Below are 17,276 nucleotides of genomic sequence, written 5' to 3' on the forward strand. Positions count from 1 at the left end.
TCAATCGAAACATCATCGTTACCAGACAGGCGGCGGTGTGCTTCATTGTTCATAAAGGTGCGATAAATCGAGGCCCGTATATCGAACACGGTCGATAGCCTCCTTCAGCGTGGCGATGCGATAGCCGCTCCCATAGGCATCGGAAACCGACGCGGCCCCGCTCGCCGTCGTCCACCCGCCGAGCGCGAGTGCGATGTCTCGGTCGATGCGCGCCTCCCGTAGGGCGTCGCGAAAGCCGTGGCGGAAGCTGTGAAAGCAGGTCTTCGGTGAGTCTGCCCCGGCTCTGGCCACGAAGCGACGGAACCACGCGGAGAAGGTCGTGGATCGGTAGCCGGTGGCCCCCATCCCCACTTCGCCGAACAGTTTGCTTTCACCAGCGCGCTTACGCTGACGAGCGAAGTCCAAGAAGCCAAGGTCGATCAGCATGACGTGGATAGGAACGACCCGCTCGCTCGATGCGGTTTTCAGCCGTTTGTCGGTAGTGACTTCCTCCGACCGCTCGGTGATGACGAAGCAATCCACGTTCTCGATCCGCCGGATGTCGGCCGCATCCAGTTGGCAAGCCTCGTTCAAACGAAGTCCGCCGAACATCGACAGCAGCGGAATCCAGAATCGGGCGTGACGAGGACGCTCCGGGCCGGGCGTGGCATAGCCGTGCCCGTCGTCACGACAGCCGGTGTAGAGTGGTGCCGAGAAGATCGTCTGTAGCTGGTTTGTCGAGAACGGATGCCGTTTGTCGCGACGGGCGGTGGGATCGGGCACGCGCAGTCCTTGGGCAGGATTACGGTCAAGCATTTCCTCCTTCACGGCCCAGTTCAGCACGCCGCCCAGCTTGTTCAGGTAGGTGTTTATGTTCGCGGCGTTAATCAGATCGGTGCGCTGCTCGGCCTTCGCCCTTTCCGCAATCTCGATAGGACCGAGCGTTGGGAACAGCTTCGAGGCGTTGCGAGGCTGCCAACGCAGCACCTCGATCATCTCGCGGCACTGGGTCCGCGTGATGCTGCGGATTGGCGTGTCCTTCCCGAGGATCGCCATCACGATCCGCTTCGTCGTCTGGTAAGCCATCCGGGTGGTGGGCGACCAATCCCGCGTCGGATCGTTCATGTAAGCGTCGTAGAGATCAATGAAGGTGATGCTCGGAAGCGGTTCCGCTTCCGTTACGGGTTCAACAATTGGTGCCCGTTCGGAAAGCCCATTCAGCACGATCTGATCGACGATATGGCCGACCCTCGACCTTGCCACCTCGAACTCATGTTCGACCTCTGCCGCAACTCGTAAAGCGCGACGCTTGGCGACCGTGGGGCTGTCCGTCCCCAACGATCTCCAGATTTCCTTCTTGCCGACGACCCCGCGCAAAGACTCGGGAACACGTCGCCGATAGTGAATCTGACCGCGTTTCTCGACCAAATGCGTTCGAACAATGTGTAGACGCTTTGTGTAGACGCTGCTTTGACGATTAACCCAATGATTAGAGGGCGTTAGGCCATGATCGTCGGTCGAATTGTGTAGACAGGTTGTGTAGACATCGCCGCAAAACGGTCCCGCAGACGGTAAACCTGTAGCGTTTTCAATAGGTTTTGAGGAAGTGGCGCACCCGACAGGATTCGAACCTGTGACCTCTGCCTTCGGAGGGCAGCACTCTATCCAGCTGAGCTACGGGTGCGCGGGGCGGATCGCTCCGCCGGGAAGACGCGCTTACAGCAAGGCGCGGACGGTCTCAATCCCGAATGCGCCGATTGAGGTGTTCGGGGCCTATTGGGCCGTCATGCCGCCGTCGATCTTGAACTCGGACCCGGTGACGAATTTGGATTCGTCCGACGCCAGATAGAGGACACAATAGGCGACGTCGTCCGGCTCTCCGATCCGTTTCAGGGGGATGCCGCGCGCCAGGCGTTCGGCGGCCTTGTCCGGGTCGCCCCCGGCCATGGCGATGAAGGGGTCCAGGATCGGAGTCTTGATGAAGACCGGATGGACCGAGTTGCAGCGCACGTTCCAGTCGGCCTTGGCCGCCTCCAGCGCCAGGGTCTTGGTGTACATCCAGACGCCGGCCTTGGTGGCGTTATAGGCGCCCATGCCGGGGGCGGCGGCCAGGCCGGCGATGGAGGAGATGTTGACGATCGAAGCCGGTGCGGCGGCGCGCAGATGCGGCAGGGCGTGTTTGGCGCCCAGCATGACGGATCGCAGATTGATCTCGTACTGACGCTGCCAGTTCTCGACCGTGTCCTGTTCGACGAAGGCCAGGGGACCGCCGACGCCGGCGTTGTTGACCAGGACCGACAGACCGCCCAGGTCGGCCGCGGCGGCGTCGATCACGCGGGTCCAGTCGTCCTCGCTGGCGACGTCGTGGGCGTAGGCGAAGGCCGCGCCGGGGCTCTGGAGATTGACGCGCCAGGCCAGGTCCGCCACGCGGTCGCCGTCGATGTCGGTCAGGGCCAGGGTCGCGCCCTCGCGCGCCATCATGAAGGCCATGGCTTCGCCCAGGCCGCCGGCGGCGCCGGTGATCAGGACCTTTTTACCGGCGACGCGGCCGGGACGGGGTTCGACGCTCATGCGCGGGCTCCGGTTTCAGCGGCGGCCCGGTCGATGAAACGGGCCAGGGCGACATCCTTGTCGGTCACGCCGTCGGCGTCGTGGGTGGTCAGCAGCACCTCCACCCGATCATAGACGTTCGACCATTCGGGGTGATGGTCCATCTTGTCCGCCGTCAGGGCGACGCGGGTCATGAAGCCGAAGGCGGCGTTGAAATCGGCGAAGCGCAGGGTGCGGGTCAGGGCCGGTCGGGCGTCGTCGGCCACACGCCAGTCCGGCAGGGATTTCAAGGCTTCCGCAGGGTCAAGGCGGGCGTCGGTCATGGGCGTTCCTCTTTTGCGACAGGGCTAAGGCGCCCGGACGACGACGGCAAGCGGCGGAACGGGGCCTCAAGCTTGGCGTTGAGAAAGCGTCGCCGTTGGAGCCGAGAGCGCCGGATGAGAAACAATCTTTGGATCGCCGACCTGGACGCCGAGGATCGGGCGCGGATCGAACCCCATCTGCAATCCCGCGAGATGGCGCGCGGACAGGTGCTGTTCGACGCGGGGGAGCCGGTGGATCAGGTCTGGTTTCCGCTGAAGGGCGTGGTCTCCCTGATGACCCTGCTGCCCGACGACAAGGCGGTGGAGACCGCCGCCATCGGGCGAGAGGGCCTGGTCGGGGTGACGTGCGGACCCATGAACGCGCGCGCCGTCAGCCGGGCGGTCAGCCAGCGTGAAGGCCTGGCCGCCTGTTGCGACGCCGAGGTGTTCGGCGCGGCGCTGGAGGCCAGCGAGAGCCTGCGCCTGGCCCTGTCGCGCTATACCGAAGGATTGATGGCCCAGGTGCAGCAGGCGGCCGCCTGCAACGCCCAGCACACCCTGGATGAACGGCTGGCGCGTTGGCTTCTGGTCCTGCACGACCGGGCCGAGGAGGATCGTCTGGACCTGACCCAGGCCGACATCGCCGGCATGCTGGGCGTGCGGCGCGCCACAGTGTCCGAGGTCGGGGCCGTGCTGGAGAACCGGGGCCTGATCGAGCGCGGTCGCGGCTGGGTGCGCGTCGCTGACCGCGACGGGCTGGAGGCGGCGTCATGCGGCTGCTACGGCCTGATGCGCGAGGTGGCCAGGGAACTGCATCTTCCGCGTCCCCAGGCGGCGTGACGCGGCCGTCGCGACGCGCTAGACCGTCGCCATGACCTACGCCTCCCCGCACGGCCCGCATTCGCAGGGCGACCGCTCTTCCTTCGGCTTTCGCGACGTGGACGCGCGCGAAAAGGTGAAGATGGTGCGCGGGGTGTTCGATTCCGTCGCCTCCAACTATGACGTGATGAACGACCTGATGAGCGTGGGCGTCCACCGCATCTGGAAGGATATCGCCGCCGCCAAGCTGAACCCCCGCCCCGGCGAGACCATTCTGGACGTGGCGGGCGGCACCGGCGACATGGCGCGGCGCTATTCGAAGATGGCCCGCGCGGCGCAGCAGCGGCGCGGGGGCGAGGACGCCTCGGTCATCGTGCTGGACTACAACGCCGAAATGATCCTGGCGGGCGTCCACAAGGGCGGCGAGCCGGAGATGAGCTGGACGGTCGGCGACGCCATGAACCTGCCGCTGCCGGACGCCTCGGTCGACGCCTATTCGATCAGTTTCGGCATCAGGAACGTGGCCCATATCGACAAGGCCCTGGCCGAGGCGCGGCGCGTGCTGAAGCCCGGCGGCCGGTTCCTGTGCCTGGAGTTCTCTCGGCCCACGACCACGCCGATCCGCAAGGTCTATGACGCCTGGTCCTTCCACGCCATTCCGCGCATCGGCGGCTGGGTCGCCAAGGATCGCGACAGCTATCAGTATCTGGTCGAGAGCATCCGACGTTTCCCCGATCAAACGGCGTTCAAGCGGATGATCGAACAGGCGGGCTTCAGCCGCGTGTCCGTGACCAATCTGTCGGGCGGGATCGCCGCCATCCACCACGGGTGGGCGATCTGACCAGCCGGATCTATCGCACGGCCCCGCCGCCGCCCGCGCCCGTGGCGGTGCAGCACCCGGTCGCCGCCTTCCTGCGGCTGATGGGATGGCTGTGGGTGTTGGCGCGCCATGACGCCCTGATCCCGCGCGAGGTCACGCCCCTGCTGCCGGCCTGGACCCGGCCCTTCGCGCGGTTCGTGCAACTGCTTTCTGGAAAGGCGGGCCGTCAGGGCCGCCCCGGCCAGCGACTGGGCAAGGCGTTCGAGCATCTGGGGCCGGTGGCGATCAAGCTGGGTCAGGTGCTGGCCACGCGCGCCGACATCTTCGGCCTGGAGTTCGCCCGCGACCTGGGGCGGTTGAAGGACGCCCTGCCGCCCTTCCCCGAAGATGTGGCGCGGCGCGAGATCGAACGGTCGCTGGGGCGGCCGGTCGACAGCCTGTTCATCGGCCTGGGACCGGCGGTCGCCGCCGCCTCTCTGGCTCAGGCGCACCGGGCGACCCTGGCCGACGGCCGGGCGGTGGCGGTCAAGGTGCTGCGGCCGGGCGTGGAGCGCCGGGTCGCCGACGGACTGGATTCGATGCGGCTGGGCGCGGCCCTGGTCTGGCGTTTCGTGCCGGCGGCGCGACGGCTGGAGCCGCAGGCCTTCGTCGAGACCATCGCCCGCTCTCTGGACCTAGAGCTGGACATGCGGCTGGAAGCGGCCGCCGCCAGCGAAATGGCCGAGGTCATGGCCAAGGACGGCTACATGTCCGCTCCGCCGGTGGTCTGGGACGGGGTGGGCAAGCGGGTGTTGACGCTGGAATGGGCTCCGGGCGTGCCCATGACCGACCCGGCCTTGCGCGATCTGCCGGGCCTGGACGTGGACCTCCTGGCCGACAATGTGGTGCGCGCCTTTCTGGTGCAGGCGCTGGATCACGGGGCCTTCCACGCCGACCTGCACGAGGGCAATCTGTTCGCCAGCGCCCCGGCCCATCTGACAGCCATCGACTTCGGCATCGTCGGGCGGCTGGGTCCGGCCGAGCGGCGCTATCTGGCCGAGATCCTGTGGGGCTTCATCAGCCGCGACTACGACCGCATCGCCCGCGTCCATTTCGAGGCCGGATATGTGCCGCCGCACCATTCGGTCGAGACCTTCGCCCAGGCCCTGCGCGCGGTGGGCGAGCCGGTGATCGGCCGCGCCGCCAGCCAGGTCTCGATGGGCCGTCTGCTGGGTCAGTTGTTCGAGATCACCGCCCTGTTCGACATGCGGCTGAGGCCCGAACTGATCCTGTTGCAGAAGACCATGGTGTCGGTCGAGGGGGTGGCGCGCCGCCTCAATCCCGATCACGACCTGTGGGCCGCCGCCAAGCCCGTGGTCGAGCGCTGGATCCGCCGCGAGCTGGGGCCTCAGGCCCAGGCCCGCGACGCCCTGAACGAGCTGATCTCCGCCGCCCGCGCCATCTCGCGTCTGGTCCAGGACCCGCCGCAGCCGACGACGGTGGTCATGGAAAAGTCGGGAACTCCGGCTTGGCTGGCGGTTTCCGTCACCGTCGCGACGATCGCGGCCCTGGCGGCCCTGGGCTTTTCGCTGTGGCCCTATCTGCATTGACCGGAGCCTTCATCATGAAGACGACCCTGAAGACCGTTGCCCTTGCGACTGCGCCTCTGGCCGCCGCCCTCCTGCTGACGCCCCGCCTCGCCCTGGCCCAGTCCGGCGCGGCCGCCGGCGCCGTGCCCAACAGCTTCGACGCGCCGGCCCAGACTCGGGGCCAAGCTCAGGGTCAGACCCAGACCGTGCGTCCCGGCTCGGCCGCCTCCGACGCCCAGGCGCCCGACGTCGCGCGCTCTCAGGAAGCCTTGCGCGGCGTCATCGCGGCGGCGCAGGGGGCCGGTTTCGACTATTCCGTCTTCACCCCCGACCTGGCGTCCAAGATCCGCCAGCAGGCCGCCCAGGTCACGCCGCTGATCAAGAGCTTCGGCGCCCTGAAATCCGTCGACTACCAGCGCCAGGAGGGCGAGGCCCAGCTGTTCAAGGTGACGTTCGACAATCAGGTCACGGAGTGGATGATCGGCTTCGACGCCGACGACAAGATCGCCGCCCTTCTGTTCCGCCCCGCTCAGGACTGACGGCGCGGCCTTCCGGCTTTTTGGTCATTCCCATTCGTCCTGTCGGAAGCCCCTGAATGACGACGCGGGCGTCCTAAGGTCGAATGTCGATGAACCCTAGTCGATCCTGGGCTTGCCCCGGCCGGACTTGATGGCGGACCGGCTGGTCTTGGCCTGCAGACGCCGTTCCTTGGAGGCGCGGGTCGGACGCGTCGGGACGCGGAAGACCGGCTTGATCGAGGCGGCGTCCACCATCTCCTGAAGCCGGGCCATGGCGTCGGCGCGGTTGCGATCCTGGGTGCGGTGGCGCACGGCGTTGATCAGGATCACCCCGTCCAGCGTCAGGCGGCTGCCCGCCAGCTTCATCAGCCGCGCCTTGACCGGTTCGGTCAGGGAGGGTGAGTTCCTGACGTCGAACCGCATCTGCACGGCGGTGGAGACCTTGTTGACGTTCTGCCCGCCGGGTCCGCCGGCGCGGTAGAAGCGGAATTCCAGCTCCTCCTCGGGTATGGTCGTCATGGAACGGCCTTGCGCGCCTTGACCACGGCCTGATCCAGCGCCTGCAGAAAGCGCGAGCGGTCGGCGGCCGAAAAGGGCGGCGGCCCAGCGGTCGCCACGCCGATGGAGCGCAGGTGCTCGCCCACCATCCGCCCCGCCAGGGCGGATCCGATCGAATCCGGGGTGAAGGGCTGACCATTCGATTTCAGCGCCTGGGCGCCGGCTTTCAGGCAGCGGTCGGCCAGGGGGATGTCGGCGGTGATCACCACATCGCCTGGTCCGGCCCGCTCGGCGATCCAGTCGTCGGCGACGTCTGGCCCGGCGTCCACCACCACCTGTTCGATCAGGGCTTCGCGCGGAACCTGCATCCAGCCGTTGGAGACGACATAGGTCTTAAGCCCATAACGGCGCGCCACGCGATAGACCTCCTCCTTCACCGGGCAGGCGTCGGCGTCGATGTAGAGGGCGGTGGCCATGACGCCGGACCTAGCGCGTCCCGTCGAAAAAGAAAAAGCCCGGAAAAGCCGACAGGCCTAGAAATCGACCGCCAGGCCCTTCTTTTCCCAGTCGCCATAGCGCGTCGGTTCGGGCCCGCGGGGGCCGCCGTGTTCGGGCTGGGCCTCCGGCGTCGGTTCGGCCGCGCGCCGTGCGGCGGCCTCCAGGAGGGCGCGGCGCGCCGTCTCGGACAGCGGGCGTTCCGGCGTGGCGTGGGGCACGTCGGTGTTGAAGGCCGGGCCGTGCGCGCCTTGCGCCTCGGTCGGCTGGGGCGCGGGGGTGGGCTGTTCGGTCACAGGGCGGCTCCCTTGAGCGCGGGATCGGGCCGCCTCAAATAGGCGATCGAACGCGCGACGCCAACGTAGCGAAGGATCGGACCGGCGCGCGCGAAACGGAAGAGACGATGAACCATCTGAAGACCTTCGTGCTGCTGGCCGTCATGACCGCCCTGTTCATGGGGCTGGGTTATCTGATCGGTCGCGGGCCTGGCATGGCGATCGCCCTGCTGTTCGCGGGCGGGATGAATCTGTTCAGCTACTGGAACGCCGACAAGATCGTGCTGAAGATGTATCGCGCCCAGCCGGTCGACGAACAGCATCCCAACGCCGTGGTCAGGAACTATGTCGCCGACGTGCGCCAGATGGCGCGGGACGCCGGCCTGCCCCAGCCCCAGGTCGCCATCATTCCCAACGACCAGCCCAACGCCTTCGCCACCGGCCGCAATCCCCGGAACGCCGCCGTCTGCGCCACGACGGGCCTTCTGGACATGCTGACGCGCGAAGAGGTGCGCGGGGTGATGGCGCACGAACTGGCCCATGTGAAGAACCGCGACACACTGACCATGACGGTGACGGCGACCATTGCGGGCGCCATCGCCGCCCTGGCCAACTTCGCCCTGTTCTTCGGCGGCGGCGACGACCGCGAGCGCCAGGAAAGCGGTTTGGGCGGACTGATCGGAACCCTGGCCCTGATGCTGCTGGCGCCCATGGCCGCGGGCCTGGTGCAGATGGCGATCAGCCGGGGTCGCGAATACGAGGCCGACCGCGTCGGCGCCGAGATCGCCGGCGACCCCCAGGCCCTGGCCAGCGCCCTGCAGAAGATCGAGGCCTACGCCAAGCGCATCCACAATCCGACGGCGGAGCGCAATCCCGCCTCGGGCCAGCTGTTCATCATCAACCCCCTGGCCGGGCGCGGCGCGGACAATCTGTTCTCGACCCATCCGGCGACCGGCAACCGGGTCCGCGCCCTGATGGAATTGGGCGCGCGGATGGGGCTGCGGCCCCGACCGGTGGTGGAGGCCGCGCCTGTCGCGCCTGCGGCGGCCCCGTCTTCAGTTGCGGCTCCAACCGCGACCACGACCACGGGCGTGCCCATCACCGCGCCGCCGCGCGGACCGTGGGGCTGATCCGGGTTCTTGTTCCTCCTCGTGGTTTGCACTCGATGGCCGGATCGCTTCAGATAGGGACCTGCTTCGTCGTGGGGGTTTCATGTCGCGTCTGCTCGCCTTCGTCTGCGCCTCGGCGCTGCTCGCCACGCCGGTCGCCGCCCAGTCGGTGGACCGCGTCGCCGTCAACGGCATCATCGATCAGGGGCTGAACCACAGCCAGGTGATGCAGACCGCCGCCTATCTGACCGACCGGATCGGCGGGCGGATGACCAACTCGCCCCAGATGCGCGAGGCCGAGCGCTGGGCGCAGCAGCAGTTCCGCGACTACGGCCTGTCCGACGTGCGCGCCGAGGGTTTCGAGTTCGGCCGGGGCTGGTCCATCGTCCGCTCCAGCGCCCGCATGACCGCGCCGCGCCCGCTGGATCTGCGCGCCATTCCCGTGGCCTGGACGCCCGGCACCAATGGAACGATCAGCGCGGGGGTGATCGTCGCCCCCCTGTCCAAGGTGGAGGATTTCGACAAATGGCGCGGCAAGCTGGCGGGCAAGATCGTCATGATCTCCCAGCCGGGCACGGGGTCGGAGCCGACCGAGCCGGCCTTCCGCCGCTGGACCAGCGCCGAGCTGGCCGAGCGCAACACCTATAACCAGCCGCAATATTCGCCCGCCGCCATCCGCAAGTCGCTGGAGACCGCCGATTTCGCCTCGAAGATGGACGCCTTCCTGGTCGAACAGGGCGCCCTGGCCTGGGTGCGGATTTCCCAGAGGGACGGCGGCCTTCTGCACGGCACGGGCTATACCTATCAGGTGGGCGCCACGCCGAAACTGGCGGGGATGGAGCTGGCGGCCGAGGATTATCGCCGTCTGGCGCGTCTGGCCCTGACCGACGCCCCGCCGACGCTGGAGCTGAACAGCGAGGTCCGGTTCCACGACGAGGACGTCAACGCCTACAACATCCTGGCCGACATTCCCGGCACGGCGCGCGGGACCGAATACGTCATGGCCGGCGCCCATCTGGACAGCTGGGTGGCGTCCGACGGCGCGGTGGACAATGCGGCCGGCAGTGCGGTCGTTCTGGAGGCGGCGCGCATCCTGAAGGCGCTGAACGTGCGGCCCAAACGCACCATCCGCTTCGCCCTGTGGAACGGCGAGGAGCAGGGCATCCTCGGCTCTCTCGCCTATGTGGACCGACATCTGGCGACGCGCGCGCCGTCGAACGATCCAGCGCTGGCGGGCCTGTCGAACAATCGCACCTGGCGCAGCCGCTGGCCCGTCGAGCCGCGCGCCGGCTATCGCGATCTGGTCGCCTATTTCAATCTGGACAACGGCTCGGGCAAGATTCGCGGCATCAACGCCGAGGGCAATGTCGCCGCCGCCCCGATCTTCCAGGACTGGCTGGCGCCCTTCGCCAGCATGGGTGCGACCAGCGTGTCGCTGCGCAACTCGGGCGGCACCGACCACGTCTATATGCAGACGGTGGGCGTGCCGGGGTATCAGTTCATCCAGGACCCGCTCGACTATTCCAGCCGCCTGCACCACACCAGCATCGACAGCTACGACCACCTGAAGGCCGAAGACCTGCGTCAGGCGGCCGTCATCCTGGCCAGTTTCCTGCTGAACGCCGCCAACCGCGACGAACCCCTGCCGCGGATGCCGTTGCCGACGCAGCCGACGCCCAGCGACCCGTTCGAATATCCGGCGGATTGAGGCACGGTCGGCATGAACGTCATTCCGGGTTCCTCGCTTCGCTCGGCCCCGGAATGACGGTTTAAGCGTTCGCGCGCTCGACGCACATGGCGACGCCCATGCCGCCGCCGATGCAAAGGGTGGCCAGACCCTTCTTGGCGCCCGACCGTTTCATCTCGAACAGCAGGGTCGTCAGGATGCGCGCGCCCGAGGCGCCGATGGGGTGGCCGATGGCGATGGCGCCGCCGTTGACGTTGACCTTGGCCGGGTCGAGGCCCAGTTCCTTGACCACGCAAAGGCTCTGGGCGGCGAAGGCCTCGTTGGACTCGACCAGATCGAGGTCGGCGACGGTCCAGCCCGCCTTCTCCAGCGCCTTCTTCGACGCCGGGATCGGCCCCGTGCCCATGATCGACGGATCGACCCCGGCGGTGGCGTAGCTGGCGATACGGGCCAGCGGCTCCAGACCGCGCGCCCTGGCTTCGTCCGCGCTCATCAGCACCAGGGCGGCGGCGCCGTCGTTCAGGCCGGACGCATTGGCGGCGGTGACGCTGCCGTCCTTGGCGAAGGCGGGACGCAGCTTCTGCATCGCCTCGAGGGTCGCGCCGTGACGGATATATTCGTCCTGATCGACGGTCACGTCGCCCTTCTTGCCAGGGATGACGACGGGAACGATCTCATCGGCGAACCGCCCTGCCTTCTGGGCGGTCTCGGCCTTGTGCTGGCTGGCGACGGCGAATTCGTCCTGAGCCTCGCGGCTGATCGACCATTTGTCGGCGATGTTCTCGGCCGTCTGGCCCATGTGATAGCCGTTGAAGGCGTCCCACAGACCGTCCTTGATCATGGTGTCGACGAAGGCCACGTCGCCCATCTTGTGTCCGGTCCGCAGCTGTTGGGCGTGCGGCGCCTGGCTCATGCTTTCCTGGCCGCCGGCGACGACGATCTTCGCGTCGCCCAGGGCGATCTGCTGGGCGGCGATGGCGACGGCGCGCAGGCCCGAGCCGCAGATCTGGTTCAGGCTCCAGGCGGCGGCTTCTTTCCTCACACCCGCGCCGACGGCGGCCTGACGCGCCGGTCCCTGGCCGGCGGCGGCCTGAAGCACATGGCCCAGGATCACCTCGTCCACCTCGTCGCCCGCAACGCCGGCGCGCTCCAGCGCGGCCTTGATGGCGATCTCGCCCAGCTTGGCGGCGGGCAAGGACGACAGGGCGCCCAGGAAGGACCCGACCGGCGTGCGGGCGGCGGAGACGATGACGACCTCGGTCATGGGATTTCACTCTCTGCGGAATAAAAGTCGTGGCCGTTCTGCCGCATTGCGCGGGTTTCGTCACCCCGAGGCGCGTGGTCGCATGGCGATTCAGCCAATTGTCACCCTCTGGGCGCATTGTCGCGGGAACGATGGCGGCGATCCGGGATTGGAAAGGCCATGCTGCGCACCTTGAACCGTCTTGTCGCCCACGTCTGCACGCCGGACGAACTGGACATGATCGACCATTATCAGACGCGGGCCGAACGACTGGCCGATCTGTGGGTCCATGTGGTGGGGCTGATGCTGGCGGCGGTGGGCGGCGTCGTACTGGCGGGCCTGGCCGGCGTCTATACGGGCATTGGCGGGGTGATGGCGACGGCCATCTACGCCCTGTGCCTGGTGGGGATGCTGACGGCTTCGACGATCTACAACTGGACCACCCCGTGCGCCGCGCGGCCGGTGCTGCGTCGGCTGGACGAGGCGGCGATCTTCCTGATGATCGCCGGAAGCTACACCCCCTTCACGACCCAGCGGTTCGAAGGGGTCTGGGCGATCGGCTTCACCACCCTGATCTGGGCCCTGGCCTTCGCCGGCGCAGGGGTCAAGCTGTTCGCCCCGCGCATTTCGGACAGGTTCTGGAGCGCGGTCTATGTCGTCTTCGGCTGGCTGGCGGTCGCGGCCTTGAAGCCCATGGTCGAGACGGTGCACCCGGTCGCCCTGGCCCTTCTGGTCATAGGCGGCCTGATCTACACCGCCGGGGTCTTCGTCTTCATCAGCCCCAAGGTGCGCTTCCGTCGCGCCATCTGGCACGGCTTCGTCGTCACCGGCGCGACGGTCCACTGGACGGCGGTTCTGGTGGGCGTGGTGCTGGCGCCGGCGATGGCGCACGGTTGAGCGTCGCCCCTGCGCGGTCGCGCCCTCTGGCGCTTCGCGTCGCAACGGACGATAGTGACGCGTTGCAACATCGCGAGAACAAGCGTGGCTGACGAAAAGACCAAGGGCGGAAAAGGCGGCGACACCGATGTGATCGTCATCAAGAAGTATGCGAACCGCAGGCTCTACAACACCCGAACCAGCGCTTATGTGACGCTGGAGGACCTGGCCGCCATGGTGCGCGAGGGGGTCGAGTTCGTGGTCTATGACGCCAAGACCAACGACGACCTGACCCGCCAGATCCTGACCCAGATCATCTTCGAGGAGGAAAGCCGGGGCGAGGCCCTGCTGCCGGTCCAGTTCCTGCGCCAGTTGATCGGCTTCTACGGCGGATCGATGCAGGGGGTTCTGCCCTCCTATCTGGAGATGTCCCTGGCTAATTTCAGTCGCCAGCAGGAGCAGTTCGCCAGCCAGATGAGCCGCGCCTTCGGGACCGGTTCGGGCGCGACCCTGATGGAAGAGGCCGCCCGCGCCAACATGGCCATGTTCGAACGCGCCCTGCAGATGTTCCCTGGCTTCGGCTACGCCCGCGCCGAACCGGCCGCGGACACGGCGACCCCGCCCAGGGACAAGACCGACGATCCCGCGCCTGCGGCCGAGGCCCCCGACGCCCTGGCCGAAATGCGTCGCCAGATGGACGAGATGCGCCGTCAGATCGACCGGCTGGCGGGCGGCAAGTCCGAATGACCGACGGCGTCCGTCCGGTCGGCGGACCCGAACGGGTCGAACGCCGCGAGAGCGAGCGCCGCCGCCGCGACCGCCGCGCCGCCGCCCGCGCCCTGGTTCCGGTTTCCGAGGTCCAGGCCGAGGACGCCGCCGCGCCCGACCCGGCAAGACCTGCCGTCCACACGGCGCCGGAACCCGTCGCCGCCGCCTTCGTCGCCCAGCAGATCGGTCAGGGCGGCCACAAGCGGGGTTTGCGCGGCGGCGCGCCCGTGCTGGACGCGGCCCGCGCCGCCTATCTGGGAACGGAATATTCCGGCGCGGCCGAGCGTCGTCCGCCCGCCGGAAAATCGACCAAGACCGAAATCTGATCGCGCGGCACGGGGCTTGCTGGGACGGGGCGACGCCGCTTCTTTCCGGACCCGCCCATGCCTGCCGCCTTCAGCCTCGCCGCCAAGGTCTTCGACGTCGCCGTCGTGGCCCTGATCTTCAGCGTTTTTTCCTAAGGCCTATCGGCCTTCGGCCAGCATGGCCGGGCCCGCGCTTCGCGAGACCCGAGGCCGTGAAGCGTGACCAGCGCTTCGGAGAGACGTGACAAACGGTCTTAGTTGCCGAAGTCGAAGTCCTTGCGGGACGCGATGATGGTCACGATGAAACCGGCCAGCACGTCCAGCAGGATCATCACCACGATCAGGAAGAAGGTCGAGGTGGCGAAGCCGCGCAGCAGCAGGAATTCGATCAGCACGGCGATGAACAGCACCATCGACAGGGCGTGGTTTACGATGGCGACGCGCTGGCTGGACGTGGACTTGATCAGTTCGAAGAACAGCAGGATCAGCCCGACGAACAGGATCAGGTCGCCCCAGCTGACGCCCCATTGCGCGCCCGAGGTCATGGTGACGGAAAACAGCGGATCGTTCAGCAGGGCGTCCGCCTGGGTCGCCCCCTCGGTCAGCACCAGTATGTTGTAGAGCACAACCGGAATAATCAGCAGGGGGATCGCGATCAGCATGGGTCCGGTCTTCTTCGCGCGGCGCGTCCGGGGCCGTCGCGTCGGGGTGACGATAGCGCGCTTCGCCGCCGCCCGCCACGGTCAAGCCTCGGGCGGGGGCTCACCCCTTGGGAAAGCCGCCCGCGCGGCTCAGCGCCGAGGGGGCGGGCCGGCCCATCGCCGCGCCGATCCAGCGCGCCGTGGCGATCAGGGCCTCCAGATCGTAGCCGGTCTCGAACCCGGCCCGCGACAGCATATAGACCAGGTCCTCCGTGGCGATATTGCCCGTGGCGCCGGGCGCGAAGGGACAGCCGCCGATGCCGCCGACCGAGGCGTCCAGCACGTCGACGCCCGCCTCCACCCCGGCGTAGGCGTTGGCCAGGCCGGTGTTGCGCGTGTCGTGAAAATGCAGACGCAGGGTCGCGTCCGGCGCGGCCTTTCTGGCGGCCTCCACCTTCCTTGTCACCGCCCAGGGGTCGCCGGCGCCGATGGTGTCGGCCAGGCCGATTTCGGCTACGCCCATTTCGCCTATGGCCCCGACCATGTCCGCAACCTGCGCGACCGAAACCTCACCCTCGAACGGACAGCCCCACACGCAGGAGATTGTCGCCGACAGCGAAGGCGCGCCTTCGGACGCTTCGGCGTTGTGCCGCCGGGCCACGATCTCGCCCAGCATGGCCAACTGGTCCTTCACCGCCAGGCCCTGGTTCTTCAGGCCGAAACCGTCGGTGGCGGCGACCGACACATTGACCTCGTCCACCCCGGTGGTCAGCGCCCGGTCATAGCCCTTGCCGTTCAAGACCAGGCCGATGCGACTGCGTCCCGCCTGATGCGGCAGGGCGGCCATGACCGCTTCAGCGCCGGCCATCTGGGGCACATATTTCGGATGGACGAAGGAGACGGCCTCGATGCGTCTGGCGCCGGCCGTCTCCAGCCGTCGCACCAGGTCGGCGCGCATGGCCGGTTCCAGAACGGCCTTCTCGTTTTGCAGGCCGTCGCGCGGTCCGACCTCGACGATCTGGATGAAGCGGCTCATCGGTCGGCGCCCGCACCGGCGCCCGCCGCCGCGCCTGAAACGGGTCGGGGCGGCGGGGCGTAGACCGTCAGGCTGACGTCGTCGCCTTCCGAATAGTTGTGGCCCCGCACCGTGCCGACCGCCCGGCCCGACACGCCCAGCCGGGCCGAGGCGGCGCGGAAGGCGTCGGCGTCGCGCGCTTCCACGATGGCGGGCCGTCCTTCGGCCAGGGCCTCGGCCGCCCCTTGCGCGTCGGTCAGGTCGGTGTCGCGCCCGGTCAGGAAGACGAAGCTGGGCTCATGGAAGCCGGTGATGGCCACCGGTCCCGGCGTGCGGCCCTGGCGGGGATGCAGGTCGGCGGCCTCCAGCGTCTTTTCCAGCTGGGGCGCTATGGCCAGGGGACGCAGCTGGCGAATGGTCCCCGCCAGGGCCGCATGGGCGGTGATCCCGAAAACGAGCGAGGCCAGCAGCGCCGTGATCGACGCCCGGTTCAGCAGCAGGAAGGCCCCCACCAGGGCCGCCGCCGCCGCCGTCCCGATGGTCAGGGCCGCCCAGGTCTGGGCCGTGGAGGTGCCATAGACGGTCAGCCCATAGACGGTGACGCCGATGATCAGCACGGCCGCCAGAACCGCCAGGATCGCGCCGACGATCCGCGACGCGGTCCCGATCGGGCGGGCCAGGGCGGCCGCCGCCAGCAGGGCCAGGGCGCCGAAGGTCGGCAGGGTGTAATGCCACAGCTTGGTCGGGGCCAGTTCGAACATCAGCCATCCGGGAACCAACCAGCAGACCAGGAACCGGATCGCCGGCTCGGCCCGCCGGCTCCAGCCCGTCGATACGGCGGCCGGCAACAGCAGGGTGGACGGGAAGAACAGCAGCGGCGCCAGCAACAGATACATGCCGGGGAAACCCGAATGGCTCTCGTGCGCGCCGGCGATCTTGGGCGCCAGGTCGCCGCCTATGGCCTCGCGCCAGAAGCCGCCGTCGGTGGCGATGGTGATGGCGATGGCCCACGGCCCGACCATCAGGGCGACCAGCGGCAGGCCCCAGCCCCAGCCCAGCCGGCCCAGCCATTTGACGTCGCGGTCCCAGATCGACAGGGCCATGATCGCCAGGCCCACGACCAGAAGGCCGATCGGTCCCTTGATCAGGATCGACAGGCCCAAACCCAGCCAGAACAGCAGCTTGTGCGGTCGGATGGGCCGTTCGCCCGCCTGGGTCGCCATATAGATGCGCGCCAGGGCCGCCATGGCCAGGGTCGTGGCCCCGCACAGGACGGCGTCGGTCTTGGCGATGCCCGCCTCGGTCGACAGCAGGAAGGTGGTGCCTAGTATGGCCCCACCCAGAAAGCCGACGCGATTGCCGAACAGGGCCGTTCCCGCCCAGGCGGCGGCCCAGGCCGCCAGCGCGGCCCCCAGCAGGGACGGCAGGCGATAGGGGGCGATGTCCCGATCCTCGACGTCGGAGGTCAGGGCCACGGCCGCCGCCTGCAGCCAATAGATGCCGACCGGCTTCTTCCAGCGCGGCTCGTCCTGGAAGCGGATGTCGACGAAGTCGTGGCTTTCCAGCATCTGGGCCGTGGCCTGGGCGAAACGGCTCTCGTCGCGGTCCAGCGGCGGCAGCAGCATCAGGCTGGGCAGGCCCGCGACCAGGGTCAGGAGGGCCGCCAGGACCGGGCCGCGCCAACCGGCGATGAGGTGATCCAGGTTCGGAAGGGTCATGCGGCAGTCGTATCACGCCATCCGGCCCCGCCGGAAGCGGTCCTGATCGCGCGCGCGTCGCCGTTTCGCCGCGCCGGACGATGCGCTACA

Annotated in this window: 19 protein-coding genes and 1 tRNA gene; 9 read left to right on the top strand and 11 right to left on the bottom strand. The window is 68.2% G+C overall.

Annotation, left to right across the window (positions count from 1 at the left end):
- Nucleotides 1-42: 42 nt before the first annotated feature.
- The 4 genes from ACWPV3_RS03840 to ACWPV3_RS03855 all read right to left on the bottom strand — a co-directional run bounded on the left by ACWPV3_RS03840 (nucleotide 43) and on the right by ACWPV3_RS03855 (nucleotide 2,852).
- Entirely contained in the window at nucleotides 43-1,407 is a 1,365-nt protein-coding gene (locus tag ACWPV3_RS03840; RefSeq protein ID WP_453976901.1) for a DUF6538 domain-containing protein, read from the bottom strand.
- Between the two features lie 179 nt (nucleotides 1,408-1,586).
- Nucleotides 1,587-1,663 (bottom strand) — tRNA-Arg (locus ACWPV3_RS03845).
- A gap of 89 nt (nucleotides 1,664-1,752) precedes the next feature.
- Nucleotides 1,753-2,550, bottom strand: a complete 798-nt coding sequence (locus ACWPV3_RS03850) for an SDR family oxidoreductase (protein WP_453976902.1) — start codon at nucleotides 2,548-2,550, stop codon at nucleotides 1,753-1,755.
- Nucleotides 2,547-2,852, bottom strand: a complete 306-nt coding sequence (locus ACWPV3_RS03855; protein ID WP_453976903.1) for a 4a-hydroxytetrahydrobiopterin dehydratase — start codon at nucleotides 2,850-2,852, stop codon at nucleotides 2,547-2,549. The genes ACWPV3_RS03850 and ACWPV3_RS03855 overlap by 4 nt, the downstream gene beginning before the upstream one ends.
- A 114-nt stretch (nucleotides 2,853-2,966) precedes the next feature.
- Here ACWPV3_RS03855 and ACWPV3_RS03860 point away from each other — a divergent pair, with 114 nt between their 5' ends.
- The 4 genes from ACWPV3_RS03860 to ACWPV3_RS03875 all read left to right on the top strand — a co-directional run bounded on the left by ACWPV3_RS03860 (nucleotide 2,967) and on the right by ACWPV3_RS03875 (nucleotide 6,577).
- Nucleotides 2,967-3,671, top strand: coding sequence for a Crp/Fnr family transcriptional regulator (locus ACWPV3_RS03860; protein WP_292086553.1), 705 nt, complete (start codon nucleotides 2,967-2,969; stop codon nucleotides 3,669-3,671).
- Between the two features lie 31 nt (nucleotides 3,672-3,702).
- Nucleotides 3,703-4,491, top strand: coding sequence for a bifunctional demethylmenaquinone methyltransferase/2-methoxy-6-polyprenyl-1,4-benzoquinol methylase UbiE (gene ubiE, locus ACWPV3_RS03865; protein WP_292086554.1), 789 nt, complete (start codon nucleotides 3,703-3,705; stop codon nucleotides 4,489-4,491).
- 80 nt (nucleotides 4,492-4,571) lie between these two features.
- On the top strand, nucleotides 4,572-6,059 hold the full coding sequence (ubiB, locus tag ACWPV3_RS03870) for a 2-polyprenylphenol 6-hydroxylase (RefSeq protein WP_453978499.1): 1,488 nt from the start codon (nucleotides 4,572-4,574) through the stop codon (nucleotides 6,057-6,059).
- Between the two features lie 14 nt (nucleotides 6,060-6,073).
- Nucleotides 6,074-6,577, top strand: a complete 504-nt coding sequence (locus tag ACWPV3_RS03875) for a hypothetical protein (protein ID WP_453976904.1) — start codon at nucleotides 6,074-6,076, stop codon at nucleotides 6,575-6,577.
- Between the two features lie 96 nt (nucleotides 6,578-6,673).
- Here ACWPV3_RS03875 and arfB read toward each other — a convergent pair whose 3' ends face one another.
- The 3 genes from arfB to ACWPV3_RS03890 are packed head-to-tail and all read right to left on the bottom strand — an operon-like array spanning nucleotide 6,674 to nucleotide 7,845.
- A complete protein-coding gene (gene arfB / locus ACWPV3_RS03880) occupies nucleotides 6,674-7,075 on the bottom strand; it encodes an alternative ribosome rescue aminoacyl-tRNA hydrolase ArfB (protein ID WP_292086556.1) in 402 nt (133 codons plus the stop codon).
- On the bottom strand, nucleotides 7,072-7,530 hold the full coding sequence (locus tag ACWPV3_RS03885) for a YaiI/YqxD family protein (RefSeq protein ID WP_292086557.1): 459 nt from the start codon (nucleotides 7,528-7,530) through the stop codon (nucleotides 7,072-7,074). Before ACWPV3_RS03885 ends, arfB begins: the two co-directional genes overlap by 4 nt.
- 57 nt (nucleotides 7,531-7,587) lie before the next feature.
- Nucleotides 7,588-7,845, bottom strand: coding sequence for a DUF1674 domain-containing protein (locus ACWPV3_RS03890; RefSeq protein ID WP_409516243.1), 258 nt, complete (start codon nucleotides 7,843-7,845; stop codon nucleotides 7,588-7,590).
- A 107-nt stretch (nucleotides 7,846-7,952) separates the two neighbouring features.
- On the opposite strand from ACWPV3_RS03890, the gene htpX reads away from it, so the two are divergent.
- On the top strand, nucleotides 7,953-8,954 hold the full coding sequence (htpX, locus tag ACWPV3_RS03895) for a zinc metalloprotease HtpX (protein WP_453976905.1): 1,002 nt from the start codon (nucleotides 7,953-7,955) through the stop codon (nucleotides 8,952-8,954).
- Nucleotides 8,955-9,036: 82 nt separating this feature from the next.
- On the top strand, nucleotides 9,037-10,641 hold the full coding sequence (locus tag ACWPV3_RS03900) for a M20/M25/M40 family metallo-hydrolase (protein ID WP_453976906.1): 1,605 nt from the start codon (nucleotides 9,037-9,039) through the stop codon (nucleotides 10,639-10,641).
- A 61-nt stretch (nucleotides 10,642-10,702) separates the two neighbouring features.
- Here ACWPV3_RS03900 and ACWPV3_RS03905 read toward each other — a convergent pair whose 3' ends face one another.
- Nucleotides 10,703-11,884 carry an acetyl-CoA C-acetyltransferase gene (locus ACWPV3_RS03905; RefSeq protein ID WP_453976907.1) on the bottom strand — a complete coding sequence of 394 codons (1,182 nt, stop codon included), beginning with the start codon at nucleotides 11,882-11,884 and terminating at the stop codon, nucleotides 10,703-10,705.
- 159 nt (nucleotides 11,885-12,043) lie between these two features.
- Here ACWPV3_RS03905 and trhA point away from each other — a divergent pair, with 159 nt between their 5' ends.
- From trhA to ACWPV3_RS03920, 3 genes are all read left to right on the top strand, one after another.
- Nucleotides 12,044-12,760, top strand: coding sequence for a PAQR family membrane homeostasis protein TrhA (gene trhA / locus ACWPV3_RS03910; protein ID WP_453976908.1), 717 nt, complete (start codon nucleotides 12,044-12,046; stop codon nucleotides 12,758-12,760).
- 84 nt (nucleotides 12,761-12,844) lie between these two features.
- Nucleotides 12,845-13,486 (top strand): polyhydroxyalkanoate synthesis repressor PhaR, encoded by a 642-nt coding sequence (gene phaR, locus ACWPV3_RS03915; RefSeq protein ID WP_453976909.1) that lies wholly within the window; start codon nucleotides 12,845-12,847, stop codon nucleotides 13,484-13,486.
- Nucleotides 13,483-13,833 carry a hypothetical protein gene (locus ACWPV3_RS03920; protein WP_453976910.1) on the top strand — a complete coding sequence of 117 codons (351 nt, stop codon included), beginning with the start codon at nucleotides 13,483-13,485 and terminating at the stop codon, nucleotides 13,831-13,833. Before phaR ends, ACWPV3_RS03920 begins: the two co-directional genes overlap by 4 nt.
- Before the next feature lie 233 nt (nucleotides 13,834-14,066).
- On the opposite strand, the gene ACWPV3_RS03925 is transcribed toward ACWPV3_RS03920, so the two are convergent.
- The 3 genes from ACWPV3_RS03925 to ACWPV3_RS03935 form a co-directional block, all read right to left on the bottom strand.
- Nucleotides 14,067-14,474 (bottom strand): hypothetical protein, encoded by a 408-nt coding sequence (locus tag ACWPV3_RS03925; RefSeq protein WP_292179590.1) that lies wholly within the window; start codon nucleotides 14,472-14,474, stop codon nucleotides 14,067-14,069.
- 100 nt (nucleotides 14,475-14,574) lie between these two features.
- The gene (locus ACWPV3_RS03930; protein WP_453976911.1) at nucleotides 14,575-15,489 is read right to left on the bottom strand and encodes a hydroxymethylglutaryl-CoA lyase; all 915 of its coding nucleotides are present in this window, start codon (nucleotides 15,487-15,489) and stop codon (nucleotides 14,575-14,577) included.
- The gene (locus ACWPV3_RS03935) at nucleotides 15,486-17,186 is read right to left on the bottom strand and encodes an ArnT family glycosyltransferase (RefSeq protein WP_453976912.1); all 1,701 of its coding nucleotides are present in this window, start codon (nucleotides 17,184-17,186) and stop codon (nucleotides 15,486-15,488) included. The genes ACWPV3_RS03930 and ACWPV3_RS03935 overlap by 4 nt, the downstream gene beginning before the upstream one ends.
- Nucleotides 17,187-17,276: the final 90 nt, after the last annotated feature.

Source organism: Brevundimonas sp. Marseille-Q4549 (assembly GCF_976940555.1).

What these genes read in the sequence shown, in the direction of transcription:
- ACWPV3_RS03885 (WP_292086557.1), bottom strand. Translation starts at nt 7,530, where the DNA reads ATGGCCACCGCCCTCTACATCGACGCCGACGCCTGCCCGGTGAAGGAG.
- ACWPV3_RS03855 (WP_453976903.1), bottom strand. Translation starts at nt 2,852, where the DNA reads ATGACCGACGCCCGCCTTGACCCTGCGGAAGCCTTGAAATCCCTGCCG.
- ACWPV3_RS03875 (WP_453976904.1), top strand. Translation starts at nt 6,074, where the DNA reads ATGAAGACGACCCTGAAGACCGTTGCCCTTGCGACTGCGCCTCTGGCC.
- ACWPV3_RS03900 (WP_453976906.1), top strand. Translation starts at nt 9,037, where the DNA reads ATGTCGCGTCTGCTCGCCTTCGTCTGCGCCTCGGCGCTGCTCGCCACG.
- ubiB (WP_453978499.1), top strand. Translation starts at nt 4,572, where the DNA reads ATGGGATGGCTGTGGGTGTTGGCGCGCCATGACGCCCTGATCCCGCGC.
- ubiE (WP_292086554.1), top strand. Translation starts at nt 3,703, where the DNA reads ATGACCTACGCCTCCCCGCACGGCCCGCATTCGCAGGGCGACCGCTCT.
- htpX (WP_453976905.1), top strand. Translation starts at nt 7,953, where the DNA reads ATGAACCATCTGAAGACCTTCGTGCTGCTGGCCGTCATGACCGCCCTG.
- ACWPV3_RS03860 (WP_292086553.1), top strand. Translation starts at nt 2,967, where the DNA reads ATGAGAAACAATCTTTGGATCGCCGACCTGGACGCCGAGGATCGGGCG.
- ACWPV3_RS03905 (WP_453976907.1), bottom strand. Translation starts at nt 11,884, where the DNA reads ATGACCGAGGTCGTCATCGTCTCCGCCGCCCGCACGCCGGTCGGGTCC.
- trhA (WP_453976908.1), top strand. Translation starts at nt 12,044, where the DNA reads ATGCTGCGCACCTTGAACCGTCTTGTCGCCCACGTCTGCACGCCGGAC.
- ACWPV3_RS03850 (WP_453976902.1), bottom strand. Translation starts at nt 2,550, where the DNA reads ATGAGCGTCGAACCCCGTCCCGGCCGCGTCGCCGGTAAAAAGGTCCTG.
- ACWPV3_RS03935 (WP_453976912.1), bottom strand. Translation starts at nt 17,186, where the DNA reads ATGACCCTTCCGAACCTGGATCACCTCATCGCCGGTTGGCGCGGCCCG.
- ACWPV3_RS03920 (WP_453976910.1), top strand. Translation starts at nt 13,483, where the DNA reads ATGACCGACGGCGTCCGTCCGGTCGGCGGACCCGAACGGGTCGAACGC.
- arfB (WP_292086556.1), bottom strand. Translation starts at nt 7,075, where the DNA reads ATGACGACCATACCCGAGGAGGAGCTGGAATTCCGCTTCTACCGCGCC.
- ACWPV3_RS03925 (WP_292179590.1), bottom strand. Translation starts at nt 14,474, where the DNA reads ATGCTGATCGCGATCCCCCTGCTGATTATTCCGGTTGTGCTCTACAAC.
- ACWPV3_RS03930 (WP_453976911.1), bottom strand. Translation starts at nt 15,489, where the DNA reads ATGAGCCGCTTCATCCAGATCGTCGAGGTCGGACCGCGCGACGGCCTG.